At 72.6% G+C, this 14,611-nt stretch carries 13 protein-coding genes; 6 read left to right on the top strand and 7 right to left on the bottom strand.

Going from position 1 to position 14,611, the window contains the following annotated elements; genetic code table 11:
- Nucleotides 1–83: 83 nt before the first annotated feature.
- Together ABD073_RS10865 and ABD073_RS10860 are read right to left on the bottom strand one after the other, a co-directional pair.
- On the bottom strand, nucleotides 84–2,204 hold the full coding sequence (locus ABD073_RS10865; protein ID WP_343874514.1) for a helicase-associated domain-containing protein: 2,121 nt from the start codon (nucleotides 2,202–2,204) through the stop codon (nucleotides 84–86).
- Nucleotides 2,201–3,184, bottom strand: coding sequence for a hypothetical protein (locus ABD073_RS10860; RefSeq protein ID WP_343874512.1), 984 nt, complete (start codon nucleotides 3,182–3,184; stop codon nucleotides 2,201–2,203). Before ABD073_RS10860 ends, ABD073_RS10865 begins: the two co-directional genes overlap by 4 nt.
- A gap of 190 nt (nucleotides 3,185–3,374) precedes the next feature.
- Between ABD073_RS10860 and ABD073_RS10855 the strand changes: the two genes are divergently transcribed.
- The 3 genes from ABD073_RS10855 (at nucleotide 3,375) to ABD073_RS10845 (ending at nucleotide 5,440) form a co-directional block, all read left to right on the top strand.
- On the top strand, nucleotides 3,375–4,118 hold the full coding sequence (locus ABD073_RS10855) for a glucosamine-6-phosphate deaminase (RefSeq protein ID WP_343874511.1): 744 nt from the start codon (nucleotides 3,375–3,377) through the stop codon (nucleotides 4,116–4,118).
- Between the two features lie 156 nt (nucleotides 4,119–4,274).
- Nucleotides 4,275–4,658, top strand: a complete 384-nt coding sequence (locus tag ABD073_RS10850; protein ID WP_343874509.1) for a cold-shock protein — start codon at nucleotides 4,275–4,277, stop codon at nucleotides 4,656–4,658.
- The gene (locus ABD073_RS10845; protein WP_343874508.1) at nucleotides 4,658–5,440 is read left to right on the top strand and encodes a DUF3027 domain-containing protein; all 783 of its coding nucleotides are present in this window, start codon (nucleotides 4,658–4,660) and stop codon (nucleotides 5,438–5,440) included. Before ABD073_RS10850 ends, ABD073_RS10845 begins: the two co-directional genes overlap by 1 nt.
- Nucleotides 5,441–5,537: 97 nt before the next feature.
- Here the strand turns inward: ABD073_RS10845 and ABD073_RS10840 are convergent, their stop codons facing one another.
- Nucleotides 5,538–6,350, bottom strand: a complete 813-nt coding sequence (locus ABD073_RS10840) for an SGNH/GDSL hydrolase family protein (RefSeq protein ID WP_343874507.1) — start codon at nucleotides 6,348–6,350, stop codon at nucleotides 5,538–5,540.
- Between the two features lie 105 nt (nucleotides 6,351–6,455).
- On the opposite strand from ABD073_RS10840, the gene ABD073_RS10835 reads away from it, so the two are divergent.
- On the top strand, nucleotides 6,456–8,069 hold the full coding sequence (locus tag ABD073_RS10835; RefSeq protein WP_386751664.1) for an alpha/beta hydrolase: 1,614 nt from the start codon (nucleotides 6,456–6,458) through the stop codon (nucleotides 8,067–8,069).
- A 106-nt stretch (nucleotides 8,070–8,175) separates the two neighbouring features.
- Here ABD073_RS10835 and bioB read toward each other — a convergent pair whose 3' ends face one another.
- From bioB to bioA, 3 genes are read right to left on the bottom strand one after another with little or no spacing between them, the layout of a single operon-like run.
- Nucleotides 8,176–9,366: a biotin synthase BioB gene (gene bioB / locus ABD073_RS10825; protein WP_343874503.1), complete on the bottom strand. Its 1,191-nt coding sequence runs from the start codon at nucleotides 9,364–9,366 to the stop codon at nucleotides 8,176–8,178.
- A gap of 39 nt (nucleotides 9,367–9,405) precedes the next feature.
- Entirely contained in the window at nucleotides 9,406–10,137 is a 732-nt protein-coding gene (gene bioD / locus ABD073_RS10820) for a dethiobiotin synthase (protein WP_343874589.1), read from the bottom strand.
- Nucleotides 10,134–11,447 carry an adenosylmethionine--8-amino-7-oxononanoate transaminase gene (gene bioA / locus ABD073_RS10815; RefSeq protein WP_343874501.1) on the bottom strand — a complete coding sequence of 438 codons (1,314 nt, stop codon included), beginning with the start codon at nucleotides 11,445–11,447 and terminating at the stop codon, nucleotides 10,134–10,136. The genes bioD and bioA overlap by 4 nt, the downstream gene beginning before the upstream one ends.
- Nucleotides 11,448–11,676: 229 nt before the next feature.
- Between bioA and ABD073_RS10810 the strand changes: the two genes are divergently transcribed.
- Nucleotides 11,677–13,176: an NCS2 family permease gene (locus ABD073_RS10810; protein ID WP_343874587.1), complete on the top strand. Its 1,500-nt coding sequence runs from the start codon at nucleotides 11,677–11,679 to the stop codon at nucleotides 13,174–13,176.
- 146 nt (nucleotides 13,177–13,322) lie between these two features.
- Here the strand turns inward: ABD073_RS10810 and ABD073_RS10805 are convergent, their stop codons facing one another.
- Complete coding sequence (locus ABD073_RS10805) at nucleotides 13,323–13,727, bottom strand: cupin domain-containing protein (RefSeq protein WP_343874499.1); 405 nt, start codon at nucleotides 13,725–13,727, stop codon at nucleotides 13,323–13,325.
- 78 nt (nucleotides 13,728–13,805) lie between these two features.
- On the opposite strand from ABD073_RS10805, the gene ABD073_RS10800 reads away from it, so the two are divergent.
- Nucleotides 13,806–14,606 carry a class I SAM-dependent methyltransferase gene (locus tag ABD073_RS10800; RefSeq protein ID WP_343874497.1) on the top strand — a complete coding sequence of 267 codons (801 nt, stop codon included), beginning with the start codon at nucleotides 13,806–13,808 and terminating at the stop codon, nucleotides 14,604–14,606.
- Nucleotides 14,607–14,611: the final 5 nt, after the last annotated feature.

Below are 14,611 nucleotides of genomic sequence, written 5' to 3'. Positions count from 1 at the left end.
TGCCGAGGACCATGACCCCCAGGTGTCACCGCGGTGACGATCAGGTGTGCCCCATGAGCCCACCTGCCGGGACGGCCGCCGGCTCAGGCCGGGCGCAGGCCGACCATCCGGCTCACCGGCAGGGTGAAGGGGCCCTCGGCCTTCTTCATCAGCCGCGCCGTCCCGCCCGACAGGGCCAGCACCCGCACCGTCACGCTCTGCGGGGCGCCGTCGCTGCCGACGAAGTCCAGCTGCCACCAGCCGGGCCTGCCGATCGACTCCTCCAGGCTCTTGAGCAGGCTGCCGGCGGCCAGGGCGTGGCGTCGTCCCTCGTCACGGGCCAACAGCTCCGCCACCACGCGTTCGGCGTCCACCCGCTGCGCGCGCGGCTCGAAGGGGGCCACGGTGGCGCGGGCCCGACGCGGTGCCGGGGTGGTGAAGCGGGCACCGGTGGCGTCCTGCGCCACGGGCGCCAGGCCCATGTCGCGCAGGAAGGAGACCAGCTCCACCGGCTCGGCGGCGGCCGCCAGCACCGTGGGGGCCAGGCGTCGCAGCCCCAGCACGGCGGCATCGGGGTGGCCCAGCACGGTGTCCACGATCACCGGGTCGTCCACGGTCACGACGCTGGCCACGGCGGAGACCTGCACCTGGCCGTGGCGGCGCGCCACGTCGTCCACCAGGTAGTCGAGGGCCTGCGGCACCGGGGTGATGGAGTGCCCGGCGATCCACTGCCGGATCTCGTCAGCGGTCCAGCCGGCGTCCAGCCCGCGACGGATGCTGTCCGCGCTGAACCGGTGCACGCCCGACGAGCCGCCGTGCTCCCGGTCGGCCAGCAGGGCCAGCGAGCGGCCCACCTCGGCCACCAGCGGGCCGGGGGTGATCGCGGTCAGGTCGGACTGGATCATGAACTCGGCCACCGGTTGCGGGAAGCCGGGGTCCTGCTCCGCCTCCACCAGGCGGGTGCGCCGCCCCAGCGCCACCAGCCCGAACCAGGTGCACTCGGCCAGCAGCTCGGTGCACAGCGGCACCAGGTCGAGCCGTGACCAGGCGGGACGCAACCAGCCGATCCGGGCAGCCAGCACCTCGGCCTCGACGGCGGCACCCGGGGCAGCGGCCTGCAGCTGGGCCACGGCGAGTCGACGCAGCGCACCGGCCCAGGCGACGTGGTTGCCGGGGGCCAGGGCCGGGCCGGCCGGATCGGGGATGGCGTCCAGCGCCAGCCAGGCGTCGCGCAGCAGCTGCCAACGGCTCCAGCCGTCGCCGGCCAGCCAGTGGTCGTAGCCGGCGGTGGGCAGCCAGGCGGTGGCACCGCCGGTGGCGACGAGCCCGGCCCGCTCGGCCACCATGAGCAGCAGCAGGGTGCGCGGCAGGCCGCCGCCCTCCTGGGCCAGGGTGGTGAGGTCGCGCTTGGCGAGCGCCCCGGTGGTCAGCGGGCGGGGCTGCATCCGGCCCAGCTGGTCCACCAGCACCTCCACCGAGGTCACCAGCTCCAGAGCCGAGCCCAGCCCGGCGCCCTCCACCATGGCGGAGTCCTCACCGGCCGGCCAGGCCGGCACCACTGGCGGCACGTCGTCGGCGAAGAGCCGGCCGCCGCGCAGCCGCAGCGCCACCTCGCGGGGCAGCACCACGGTCTCGGAGTCCAGCGGGCGCACCAGGCGGTGGAAGAGCAGCCGGTCGACGGGACGCTCGGAGTCGGCGGCGCCACGACGGTCGGCCTGCGCCACCCGCCCGGTGGGGTTCTCCCAGAGCAGTCGTTCCAGCACCGCCCGGGCGGGTTCGTCGATGCGGGAGAGCGCCTCGTCCACCTGCTGGTCGGTGAGCGGCATCGTCGACTCGCAGGCCAGCCCGGCCGGGTAGGCGCCGAAGGCCGTCCGCGCGGCCCGGGTCAGGTGCCAGCTGCGCTCGGTGCCCCAGACCAGCCGGCGACGCTGCAGCGCGGCCAGGGCGTGGCTGACGTGGCCCCGCTCGGCGCCCATCAGGGCGGCCAGGTGGCGAGTGGAGATGGCGTCGGGGCTGGCGGCCAGGGCCAGGGTGACGCGTCGCTGCCAGGCGTCGAGGCCCTCCAGCGCGATCTGGGTGGAGGCGGAACCGGTGGCGCGCTCGATCAGCTCGTCCAGGTCGGCCGGACGGGGGAGCGCCAGGTCGGGGCGCAGCCGGACCAGCTCGGTCAGTTCCTCGGCAGCCAGGCCGCGGATCACGTCCGCGATGGAGCGCGGTGCGCTCACTGCCGGGTCCCGCGGCTGTCCAGGTGGCTGGCGTAGAGATTGACGCCGATCATCACCGCGCACAGCGCCTGGCTGATCCCGTAGAAGCCGAAGTCGTAGCCACCGCTCATGCTGGCGATCCACAGGCCCACCACCACGAAGAAGACCAGGTTGTAGGCGGTGCGCAGCAGGCCGGCGCCCCGGCCGGTGCTGCGGCTCAGGAAGGAGGAGACGAAGATCATCAGGTAGGCCAGGCTCGGCACCAGCACCCCGAAGGCGAGCGCTCCCAGCGCGACGCCCTTGGTGCCGCCCAGATAGGCGGCCAGCCCCTGGGGCTGCGGGCGAACCGGCTCGGGCTGCCAGCCGGCTGCCGGCACCGGGCCGTGCGGCCTGGCGGGGGCGGCGGAGGGCTGCCCGGTGGGCGGCGGCAGCGGCACGGGCGCCCCGGTGGGCGGGGGCAGCTGCTGCAGTGCGGCCGGGGGCACGACCGGCCCGCTGGCTGCGACCGGCCCGCTGGCTGCGACCGGTCCGCTGGCTGCGACCGGTGCGCTGGCTGCGACCGGTGCGCTGGCTGCGAGCGGACCGGCGGCTGCCGTCGCACCAGGGGAGGGGACCACGGGAGGGCCCGCCGGCGGCGGGAAGGCCGGCGGCGGGAAGGTGCTGGTGGCCGACGGCGGGAAGGCCGTGGGAGCCGGCGCCGGGGCCTCGCCCAGCGGCATCGTCGGTTTCCAGGCGGCGTGCGCGGCTCCCCAGGCGCCCTCGGCGCTGCCGGCTGTCTGGAAGGGCTGCTGCGGATCGCGCTCGGGCCCGGCGGCCGGAACCAGGGCCTCGAGCTCGGGGGCCTGGTGCGGCTCCTGGTAGGCGGCCGGGGGCTGAACCGGACGACCCTCGGCCAGGTTGTCGTCGGGATCGGCGCTGGCGAGCGCGCTGGTGCGCGGCGCGGCGAAGCCCTCGGGGCGCTCCAGCGGCGCGTACTGCGAGCCATCGGTCCAGTCAGCCATGCCCTCCAGTCTAGGCGGGCGCCGGGAGCCTGGTCGGGAGGTCCGGGCCGGGCGAGCGACAGGGCGGCAGCAGCTGACCGGAGGCGTCGACGGGAAGGGATCGTCTGCTCGCTCACCCTTGCTGAGCGGATGAGCGGTCCAGCTGAGCGAATCGACCTCCGGGGGCGGTGAAATGCCTAGTCTCGTTGCCATGGAGGTCGTCATCGAGAACACGGCGGAAGATCTGGGGGAGCGCGCTGCCGAGCGGATCGCGCAACTGGTGGCAGGGCGGCCCCGGCCGGTGCTGGGCGTGGCCACCGGCTCCTCGCCGCTGAGCACCTATGCCGCGCTGGCACGTCGCGTCGACGCCGGCCTGGACCTGGGCGGGGCCTCCGTCTTCGCGCTCGACGAATACCTCGGCCTGCCGGCCGATGATCCGAACAGCTACCGCGCCACCATCCAGCGCACCGTCACCGGCCCGCTGCACCTGGACCCTGAGCGGGTCCAGGTGCTCGACGGCAGTGCGGCGGATCCGCAGGAGGCGTGCCGACGCTTCGAGGACGCGATCCGAGCAGCCGGCGGCGTCGACGTCCAGCTGCTGGGGATCGGCGGGAACGGTCACATCGGCTTCAACGAGCCGGGCAGCCCGCTGGACTCCCGCACCAGGGTGCAACCGCTCAGCGAGGCCACCCGCCAGGCGAACGCCCGCTTCTTCGACGATCCGGCGCAGGTGCCCACCCACTGCCTCACCCAGGGGCTGGGCACGATCATGGAGTCCCGCCACGTCGTACTGGTGGCCCAGGGCGAGCAGAAGGCAGCGGCCGTGGCCGCCGCCCTGACCGGGCCGGTGGGGCCCGACTGCCCGGCCTCGGTGCTGCAGCGCCACCCCTCGGTGCTCGTGGTGCTGGACCCCGCTGCCGCCGGGGGCCTGCGCCAGTCAGCTGCGATGCAGTGACGCCCTGCGCGGTGGAGGCGGGCTGACTCAGCGGGACGAGACCGCGTGCCACCACGCCCAGCCGGTGCGATCCCGGTGGTTTGTTCTTGCCGGGACGGATATCCTCGACTGGACCCGTACCCTCTGGTGCGGCCCCAACGAGCAAGCGAGGATGAAGTGCCCATCGGCAAGGTGCGTTTCTACGACGCAGAGAAGGGTTTTGGCTTCCTGAGCAAGGAGGACGGCGGCGACGTCTACGTGCGCGCCAACGTGCTGCCCGAGGGGGTCACCTCGTTGAAGCCCGGCCAGAAGGTCGAGTTCGGCATCATCGAGGGTCGTCGCGGTGAGCAGGCGCTGTCGGTGCGGCTGGTGGACGCCCCGCCGTCGCTGTCCAAGCAGCTGCGCAAGAAGCCCGACCAGATGGCCGTGATCACCGAGGACCTGATCAAGCTGCTGGACGGCATCGGCAATGGCTACCGCCACGGCCGTCACCCCGAGCCCGGCAAGGCCAAGCAGATCGCCCTGATGCTGCGCAAGGTCGCCGACGAGCTGGAGCTGTGATGGCGGCACGCACCACGCGCACCCCCAAGCCCGACGTTGTCACCGCCGCGGCGGTGGAGCGGGCCCGGGAGGCCGCCGTCGAGCACGCCAAGGACTTCGGCGTGGGCGAGCACCTCGGCGTGGTCGCCGAGGAGGAGCGCGTCGTCACGCACCTGTTCGAGTGCCCGCATCCCGGCTATGTCGGCTGGCGCTGGGCGGTCACCATGGTGCGCGCCTCGCGTGCCAAGGCGCCCACCATCAACGAGATCGTCCTGCTGCCCGGCGAGGACGCCCCGCTGGCCCCGCGCTGGGTGCCGTGGAGCGACCGGATCCAGGCCGGCGACGTGGCGCCCGGCACCCTGCTGCCCACGCCCGACAACGACCCGCGCCTGGAGCCCGGCTTCACCGGCGGCGAGCTGGCCGCCGACGCCGACCCGGCCGAGTGGACCCAGACCCGCGCCCTGGTGGGCGAGTTCGGCCTGGGCCGCGAGCGGGTGCTGAGCCAGTACGGCCGTGCCGTGGCCGCCGAGCGCTGGGTGGCCGGCGAGGCCGGCCCGGACAACCAGTCCACCCGGCTGGCCCCGGCCAACTGCATCACCTGCGGCTACTTCGTGCGGCTTCAGGGAGACCTGGGACGGCTCTTCGGCGCCTGTACCAACGAGTTCTCCCCCTTCGACGCGAACGTGGTCTCCGTCGACCACGGCTGCGGCGGCCACTCCGACGTCGTCGCCGAGGAGCGCGGCGTGGAGCTGGGCGAGCCCGTCTTCGACACCATCAGCGTCGACGACAACCTCTTCGACTGACCGCACCGCTGCCGCGACGGCCCCGGACGCCCCCAGGCTCCGGGGCCGTCGTGCGTCCGGCCAGCAGCCACCACGGCAGTGGCCTGGAGGGTGGGCCTCAGTCGGCCGGGGTGGCGGCCAGGAAAGTGGTGACGAGCAGCTTGACGCCCTCCGCATTGGGATGGTCGCCGTCATCGGCCAGCAGGCCTGACGGATCCTTGCTGCCGTCGCCGCCGCGGAAGGGGGTGAGCAGGTCCACCAGCACCATGCCGCGTCGGTCCACCACCGTGGCCATCGCGCGGTTGACCGCATCGGTGACCTCGTGGCTCCAGGCCAGCTCGGCAGCGTCCTCGACGACCCTGGCCTTGCGGCCGTCGGGCAGCACGTTCCAGTAGTCGCCCACCAGCACGGTGCCGGCGCGCCCGGGGCGCAGCTCGTCGAGCGTGGCGAGCACCTGGTCCAGCGACCTGGCCATCGTGTCCACCACCGGCTGGTAGCAGCTGGCAGGACAGCCTGTGGTGCTGCGTCGTCCGGCCAGATCCACCACGTCATTGGCTCCCACCACCAGCAGCACCACGTCGGCGGTGGCCAGTTGCTGGCGCAGCTCGGCGTCCTGGGCCAGGTTGACGGCGAGCTGCTGGGCGGACAGGCCCGCCACGGTCTCGTCCTCGGCCACCACCGGGCGACCGCTGCGCCGGGCCAGGGACTGCTGGTAGCCCAACAGCGGGGGATCGCAGTCGCAGTTGGTGCCGGCCATCACCGAGTCGCCCAGCCCCACCACGTGCAGCGGGCCGGTGGCGACGACGGGCCCGGGGCTGCTGGAGGCGTGCGGGAGGGCTGCCGGGGGTGCGGCGCAGCCACCGACCGTCGCCAGGGCGGCCAGGCACAGGGCTGCCAGGCAGCTGCGCGGTCCGCCGCGCGCCATGCTCATGCTCCGAAGCTAGCGCACCGCTGAGAGGCCGATGAGAGGAGCGCCAAGGGCCCTTCGGTCTGACCCGCCCCGGGGGCATGCTGTGCGCCTACGGAAGGGCAGTGGATGAACTTGTTGGGTGACGGCGTGCACTGGATCGCGGCCGCTCTGGTGGTGCTGGCGCTGGTGGTGGGGCCCTGGGTGAGCACGCGACGCATGGCACGCCGGTGGCTGCATGCGGCCCAGAACCTGGTGGTGATCGTGCTGTGCACCCTGTGCGCCGTGACCGCGCTCGCGCTGGAACTCAATCACGACAATGCCTGGTATCCCACCCTGGACGACCTCTACGCCGACGATGCCGAGGACGCCGCCACCAGCCAGCTGGGCGCCAAGGATCCCGCCCGCACCTTCCCCGACCAGCAGGTCACCCGGGTGGACCGACGCCAGCTGGCGGCGCTGCCGGGGACCGGCCGGGTCCGCACCGTGCAGGTGCCCACCTCCGTGGGGCATCGTTCCTGGCGAGCGACGGTGATCCTGCCCGAGGGCTACGACCTACCCCAGAATGCCCACCGCGCCTACCCGGTGCTGCTGGCTGCCCACGGGATCCCCGGCTCGCCCACGGTCTGGACCACCCGGATGTCGGTGGCGCGTCTCACCGACCAGCTGGTGGAGTCCCACCGGGTGCAGCCCTTCATCACCGTGGCGCCCGACGTGACCCCCGGCGGGATGGACACCGAGTGCGTCATGGGACCCGATGGCCCCGGCCAGATGGAGACCTGGCTCGGCCGCGACCTGCCCACCTGGGTCCGCTCCCACCTGCGGGTGGTGCCGCAGCGCACCGGCTGGGCCTGGGCGGGCTACTCGATGGGCGGCTGGTGCGCCTCCATGCTCACCCTGCGCCACCCCTCCGACTTCGCCGCCGGCATCTCGCTGGGAGGCTATGCGCGGCCTTCCTGGGCGCCCGCGCACCGGCCCCCGTGGGGCGCCGAGAGCCGTCAGGCCGCCGGGCTGGACCTTGTGCGGCTGGCCAGGAAGGCCCGTCCGCAGGTGGGGTTGTTCGTGCAGACCTCCCGCAAGGACCCGCAGTCCTGGCCCACCAGCCGCGACTTCCTGGCCGCGGTGAAGGCCCCGACGACGGTGCGCGCGCAGGTGCTGCCCCATGGCGGCCACACCTTCGACCTGTGGACCGGCGGGCTCACCGCCGGCGTGCGCTGGCTGGGCGCACCGTCCCGGGCTTCCGCCCCTGACCGGCGGCCTGCTGCGAGGTGGTGGGCAGTCGCCGTCCACGCACCCGGTGAAGATGCCGCCGTGACACTCCCCACCCGGGTCTGGCCGCCGATGCTCCGGTCTCGTCCGACGGTCCCGGCCCCGACCCTGTTTCCGTCGCCTCGACCCTGTTTCCGTCGCCTCGACCCTGTTTCCGTCGCCTCGGCCCTGTTTTCGTCGCCTCGACCCCTCAACAGCCGGGTCGGAGTGCAGGGAGCGGGGTCGGAGTGCAGGGAGCGGGGTCGGAGTCCAAGCAGGTGTCCTGGCGGGTCGGTGCCAGCGAAGAGCCCGGCCCAAGGGTTCGGCGGCCGGCAGCGTGGGCGCAGCAGGACTAGCTGGTGCGCCGTGAGCGGCGACGCAGGCACCACCACTGGCCCACCAGGCCCAGCACGGTGCCGGCCACGCCGGTCCACAGCCACCACTGCTCGCCGTCGGCGCGCAGCTCGTCGAGCCGTAGCCACATCACGAGCGTGATCACCGCGAAGAGCACGGTGCCCACGCGTGCCACCTGCACGCCGTCCTCGTCGAGGGGGCGGATCTTCGCCTGGACCAGGTGGCGGTGCTCGCTCATGGTCCGAGTCTAGGCGGGCTGGGCGGCTCCGGCACCGCGACGCCGGATCGGGACGCCCGCCGCGTCGACGCGCGGCTCGTCGTCCGGCTCGGCCTGGTGGGCGTGACCGTCGCCGCAGCCACCCTGCGAGCCGCAGCCGCCGCAGCCGGACTCCGCACCGCCCTGGCCGCAGCTGCGCACCGCCACCGACGGCGTTCCGTGCGGTCCGGCCAGCACCGTGGAGTCCACCCGGCCCTTGATCTCGAAGCCGGCGTCGCGGATCATCTCCAGGTCCGCGCCACCGGCCTGGCCCTCGCTGGTGAGGTAGTCGCCCAGGAAGATGGAATTGCACACCTCGAGGGCGAGCGGCTGCAGCGAGCGCAGGTGGTACTCGCGGCCGGCGGCGCTGCGCACCTCCACGTCGGGATGCACCAGGCGCACCATCGCCAGGATGCGCAGGCAGCGCAGCGGATTCAGCTCACGATGCGCTTCCAGCGGGGTGCCCTCGAAGGGCAGCAGGAAGTTCACCGGCACCGACTCCACGCCCAGCTCGCGCAGGCTGAAGACCACGTCCACCAACTGTTCGTCGCTCTCGCCCATGCCGGCGATCAGCCCCGAGCAGGCATCCATCCCGGCGGAACGGGCATGGGCCACGGTCTCGGCGCGGTCGGAATAGCTGTGGGTGGAGCAGATCTCGCCATAGCGGTCCTCGGCGGTGTTCAGGTTGTGGTTGTAGCGGTCCGAGCCGGCCTGCTTGAGCCGCTCGGCCTTCGGCTCGTCCAGGAAGCCCAGGCAGGTGCAGACCGTCACCTCCGGGTGCTCGGCCTTCAGCTCCTCGACGATCCCGGCCACCATCTCCACCTCGCGACGCGACGGGCCGCGCCCCGAGGCCACCAGGCAGACGGTGGAGGCACCCTGCGCCAGTCCGGCGCGCACCGCCTCCTCGATCTGTTCGCGGGGCAGCCAGCTGTAGCGCAGGATCCCGGCGGTGGAGTCCAGGGCCTGGGAGCAGTAGCTGCAGTCCTCCGGGCACATCCCGGACTTGATGTTGACCAGGTGGTTCACCAGCACCTGGTTGCCGAAGAAGTGGCGGCGCACGGTGCCGGCGGCCGCCACCACGCTCAGTGTCATCGCGTCGGGGGCCTGCAGCACCTGCAGCGCCTGCTCGCGGGTGATCGACTCGCCGCGCAGGGCGGTGTGGGTCATCAGGTCGAGGTCCATGGGTTCTCCTTGTCGGAAGCTTCTTGGGGATCAGGTTGGTCACGAGGGCCGTGGGGCCGCAGTGGCCGCAGCGGGCGGTTGGGGCAGCTGGAGCGCGGTGCGCGCCACCGCCTCAGGGTCTTCGCCGAGACCCTCGGGCAGCCAGCCCAGCACCGGGGCCAGGTGGGGCAGTTCCTCGGCATTGCAGCGTTCGGCCAGGCCGGGGCGTCGGGGCCAGGAACCCACCACCAGACCCACCGGGCCCAGGTCGCAGGAGGCCAGGGCGGACAGGCTCAGCCCGGTGTGGTTGAGGGTGCCGAGCCCGGCGCGGGTGACCAGCACGATGGAGGGTCGATGGCCCCGTCGGGTCAGCTCATGGGCGAGGTCCAGCACCGTGCGGCCCTCGTCGTCGAGGCCCACCAGCACGCCGCCCGCTCCTTCCACCAGCAGCGCCTCGCAGTCCCGCGAGAGCGCGACCAGCCGGTCGGCCAGCTCGCCGACGCCGGGCAGCGTGATGCCGGCGCGGCGAGCGGCGGTGGTGGGGGCCAACGGTTCCGGCAAGCGGGTGAACTCCACCAGGTGCTGCTCGTCAAGGCCGGTCAACCGGGCCACCTGGGCCAGGTCGCCGGGCTCGTCGGGAGAAAGGCCGGTCTGGGCGGGCTTGCAGACCGTGGTGGCGACGCCGCGGTCCATCAGCCATCGGGTCAGCACCGCGGTGGCCACCGTCTTGCCCACGTCGGTGTCGGTGCCGGTGACGATCGTGATGCCCTCGCGCAGGTCCTCCAGGCTCAACATGCTTCCTCCGTGAGGGCGTCGACGACGGCGCGCATGGCGCCGGTGATGGTGGCCAGGTCCTCGGCGGTGCAGACATAGGGCGGCATCGCGTAGACCAGGTTGCGGAAGGGACGCAGCCAGACCCCGTGCTCGATCGCCACCCGAGTGGCCAGCGGCAGGTCGACGGGCCGGGTCAGCTCGACGGCGGCGGTGCCGCCCAGCACGCGCACGTCGGTGACCCCGCGGTGGTCCTGCAGCCCCGCCAGACCGGATCGCAGCCCCTGCTCCAGGGCGGGCACCTGGTGCTGCCAGCCGTCGGCCAGCAGGTCCAGGCTGGCCGAGGAGACGGCGCAGGCCAGCGGGTTGGCCATGAAGGTGGGCCCGTGCATCAGGGCGCCACAGCCCTGGCTCACGGTGCGCGCCACCTGTTCGGTGGCCACCACCGCGGCCTGGGTGCAGTAGCCGCCGGTCATCGCCTTGCCCAGCACCAGGACGTCGGGCACCACCTCGGCCCAGTCGCAGGCCCAGAGCCGGCCGGTGCGGCCCAGGCCCGTGGCGATCTCGTCGGCCACCAGCAGCAGCTCGTAGGTGTCGGCGAGTGCGCGCAGCTCCCGCAGCGCCGCCGGTGCCCAGGGCCACATCCCGCCGGCTCCCTGCAGGACAGGCTCGACGACGATGGCCGCCAGCTCGTCGCGATGCGCGTGCACCAGCGCGCGCGCCTGCTCGGCCCACGACTGCAGCTGCGCCTCGTCTGCCGCGAAGCCGGGCGGGCGGGGCAGGAAGAGGTGCTGCTCCACGGCCCCCGCATACATCGCGTGCATCCCGCCCTCGGGATCGCACAGCGCCATCACGCCCCAGGTGTCGCCGTGGTAGGCACCGCGCAGCGCCGCGCAGCGCATCCGTCGGGTGGGCCGGCCACCGGCGCGGGCCACCTGGTACTGCCGGGCCAGCTTGAGGGCCACCTCCATGGCCACCGACCCGGAGTCGGCCAGGAAGACGCGCTGCAGCGGGTCGGGGGTCATGGCCACCAGCCGTTCGGCCAGGCCGACGGCGCCGGCATGGGTCAGGCCGCCGAACATGACATGGCTGAACCGGTCCACCTGCTCGTGCAGGGCACGGTCCAGCACCGGGTTGCGGTAGCCGTGCACCTGGCACCACCAGGAGGCCATGGCGTCCACCACCTCCACCGGGCCGGTTCCGTCGTCGAGCACCAGACGGGTGCCGTGGGCCTCGGTGACGCAGCGCAGCGGGCCGGGTTCGGCGGTGCTGGCGTAGGGGTGCCACAGGTGGCGACGGTCGGCCTCCAGCAGCGCTGCGGGGTGAGTCATGGGCGCGACGCTAGCAGCGCAATTGAACAGTGTTCAATTCGGGGGTGTGTGACATTTCTCAACCGCCCTCGACGCATCCGGCTGGGGCTGACCAGACCCCGAGACAGCGCGCGGCCGGTCGAGGGCTGCGGCAGGCTGCCCGTACGATGCCGCCATGGTCATGAACAGCCCCAAGGCGGCCCGCACCGCGCCGCCCGGCCGTCAGCACGACGACGGCTCCCTGTCCGCGATGGACCGATGGTTCGAGATCACCCGTCGTGGGTCGAGCGTCGGGCAGGAGGTGCGCGGCGGCCTGGTGACCTTCTTCACGATGGCCTACATCATCGCGCTGAACCCGATCATCATCGGCTCGGAGGCCGACCGGAACGGAAACCTGATCTCCGGCGCCCCCAAGTTCCTCGACGCCGCCCGCACCCAGGTGGACTGGGCCGCGGTGGGTGACGCCAAGATGATGGTGGCGGTGGGCACCGCCCTGGTCGCCGGCCTGGTCACCATCCTGATGGGCGTCTGGGGCCGCTACCCGCTGGGCCTGGCCACCGGCCTGGGCCTCAACGCCATGCTGGCCTATGCCATCGCCCCGCAGATGACCTGGCCGCAGGCGATGGGCCTGGTGGTCTGGGAGGGCATCCTGATCACCCTGCTGGTGCTCACTGGCGTGCGCACCGCGGTCTTCCGTGCCGTGCCGCCGGCCATGCGCACCGCGATCAGCGTCGGCATCGGCCTGTTCGTCACCTTCGTCGGCCTGATGGACGCCGGAGTGGTCCGCAAGCCGGCCGGCAGCCCGCCGGTGGAGCTGGGCGTCAACGGCTCCCTGATGGGCTGGCCGATCGCCGTCTGCATCACCGGCTTCCTGCTGCTGGTGCTGCTCTACACCCGCAAGGTGCGCGGCGCCATGCTGATCTCCATCCTCACCACTTCGGTGCTGGCCGTGGTCGTGGAGTCGATCTTCAAGATCGGCCCCACCTTCCAGGCCGACGGCAGCAAGAAGGCCACCGGGTGGGCGCTGAACGTGCCGAGCCTGCCCAGCGCCGGTGACTTCGCCAGCCCCGACTTCGGCACCCTGGGCCGGGTGGACATGCTGGGCGCCTTCACGCAGGACGGCCACTTCAGCTCCAAGCTCTTCCTGGGCCTGGTGCTGCTGGTCTTCAGCCTGCTGCTGGCCGACTTCTTCGACACCGTCGGCACCGTGGTGGCCGTCGGCCAGGAGGGCGGGCTGCTCAATGAGCAGGGCAACCCGGAGCACCTGCAGGAGATCCTGATGGTCGACTCGGTGGCCGCGATCGCCGGTGGCCTGGGCGGCGTCTCGTCCAACACCTCCTACATCGAGTCCGCGGCCGGTGTCGGCGAGGGCGCCCGCACCGGTCTGGCCTCGGTGGTCACCGGCATCGCCTTCCTGCTGAGCATCTTCCTGACGCCCATCGTCGACATGATCCCGTCCGAGGCCGCGGCCCCGGTGCTGGCCTTCGTCGGCTACCTGATGATGAGCCAGGTGGCGCACGTGGACTGGGACGACGTCGAGGACGGCATCCCCGCCTTCCTGACGATCGTGCTGATGCCCTTCGCGTACTCGATCACCACCGGCATCGGTGCGGGCTTCATCGTCTACTGCCTGATCAAGCTGATCAAGGGAAAGGCCAAGCAGGTGCACCCGCTGCTGTGGGCGGTCTCGGCGCTGTTCGTCGTGTACTTCGCCCAGGGCATCCTGATGAGCCTGGTGGACAAGATCTGAGGCCCGTCGCCGCCCCCGGTTGGAGGTACGGCCGGGCTGCGGCGTAACATTCCGGTTCGGACAGAAGTCTCCGGCCGGATGGGCCGGTACCCAAGGGCCGACACCTTCCACGGTGTCGGCCCTTTCTGCTGCTCGACAGGCTCGGGTCAGCGGGGAAGCAGCATGGTCACCGTGAGCGTGGTGGGCTCGGTGGCGCGCACCGCATGCCGCAGCATCGGGGTCAGGTGCAGCAAGGAGCCCGGCACGAGCTCGACGGTGCGGTCCGGCAGCGTGAAGTCCACCCGTCCCCGCAGCACCTGGATCAGCACCGGATGCCGGGCGGCGTGTTCCTTCAGCTCGTCGCCGGCCGCGAACTCGAAGGCGACCACCTTGGTGGTCTCGTTGTCCACCACGGCCGTGGCACCGGGCCGGCCGCCGCGCGAGGCGGACTGGTCGAAGGCGCTGGCGACGTAGGTGGCGACGCCGTCGGTCTGGCCGGCGTCATCCCCCTGGTCGACGTGACCCGCACGGGGATCCTCGGGTGCGAATTCCTCAAGCTGTTCATTTGACACGGAATGCTCCTTGGTTAATGGTTTAGGTAAACCTAACCTAAAGACTCGGCGAACGAAAGGGCCATCATGCAGCGAGGCGTGGACCAGACCGACGAGCAGGAGCTCGACCAGGCGCGTCCGGGGGGCGGTCAGCAGGGGCACTGGGTGCTGGCCTCCCTGGGCAAGCGGGTGCTGCGTCCCGGTGGTCGGGAGCTCACCGAGGCAATGCTCGCGGCGGCGGAACCGGCGGGTCGGCGGGTGGTGGAGCTGGCGCCGGGGATTGGCGTCACGGCTGCGCGGCTGCTAGACCTCCAGCCGGCCGGCTACCAGGCCGTCGAGCGTGACCCGCAGGCCGCGGACACGGTGCGCGCGGTGATCGGCTCCCGTGGCCAGGTGCACCTGGGCAGCGCCGAGCAGACCGGGCTGCCGGAAGCGAGCGCGGATCTTGTCGTAGGGGAGGCCATGCTCACGATGCAGTCCGAGCGCGGCAAGCGGGAGATCCTGGCCGAGGTCCGACGAGTGCTGGAGTCGGGCGGCCGCTATGCCATCCACGAGCTGGGCCTGCGTCCGGACGAGTTGGACGAGCAGGTCAAGGAGGACATCCGCAAGGACCTGGCGCGAGCCATCAAGGTCAATGCCCGCCCGTTGACGCTCGCCGAATGGCGGCAGCTCTTCGACGAAGAGGGCTACGACGTCGAGTGGTCGCAGACCACGGAGATGGCCCTGCTCGAGCCGCGCCGAATGCTGGCCGACGAGGGAGTCGTGGGCCTGGTGCGGATCCTGGTGAACCTGCTCCGCAGGCCCGAGGCCCGCCGACGGGTGCTGGGGATGCGACGCACCTTTGCGGCCCACCGTCAGGAACTCTGCGCCGTGGCCCTGGTTGTTCGTCGGCGCCCCTGAGGGTT

It is taken from the genome of Luteococcus peritonei, assembly GCF_039526385.1.
Classification (GTDB): Bacteria; Actinomycetota; Actinomycetes; order Propionibacteriales; family Propionibacteriaceae; genus Luteococcus; species Luteococcus peritonei.
Note: the sequence above shows the minus strand (reverse complement) of the source record. Positions and strands in the feature narration are given on the sequence as shown.

Bases quoted from the DNA above. Each gene is read 5' to 3' on its own strand.
- ABD073_RS10835 (WP_386751664.1), top strand. From the start codon at position 6,456: ATGAACTTGTTGGGTGACGGCGTGCACTGGATCGCGGCCGCTCTGGTG.
- ABD073_RS10845 (WP_343874508.1), top strand. From the start codon at position 4,658: ATGGCGGCACGCACCACGCGCACCCCCAAGCCCGACGTTGTCACCGCC.
- bioB (WP_343874503.1), bottom strand. From the start codon at position 9,366: ATGGACCTCGACCTGATGACCCACACCGCCCTGCGCGGCGAGTCGATC.
- ABD073_RS10860 (WP_343874512.1), bottom strand. From the start codon at position 3,184: ATGGCTGACTGGACCGATGGCTCGCAGTACGCGCCGCTGGAGCGCCCC.
- ABD073_RS10810 (WP_343874587.1), top strand. From the start codon at position 11,677: ATGGACCGATGGTTCGAGATCACCCGTCGTGGGTCGAGCGTCGGGCAG.
- ABD073_RS10855 (WP_343874511.1), top strand. From the start codon at position 3,375: ATGGAGGTCGTCATCGAGAACACGGCGGAAGATCTGGGGGAGCGCGCT.
- ABD073_RS10840 (WP_343874507.1), bottom strand. From the start codon at position 6,350: ATGAGCATGGCGCGCGGCGGACCGCGCAGCTGCCTGGCAGCCCTGTGC.
- bioA (WP_343874501.1), bottom strand. From the start codon at position 11,447: ATGACTCACCCCGCAGCGCTGCTGGAGGCCGACCGTCGCCACCTGTGG.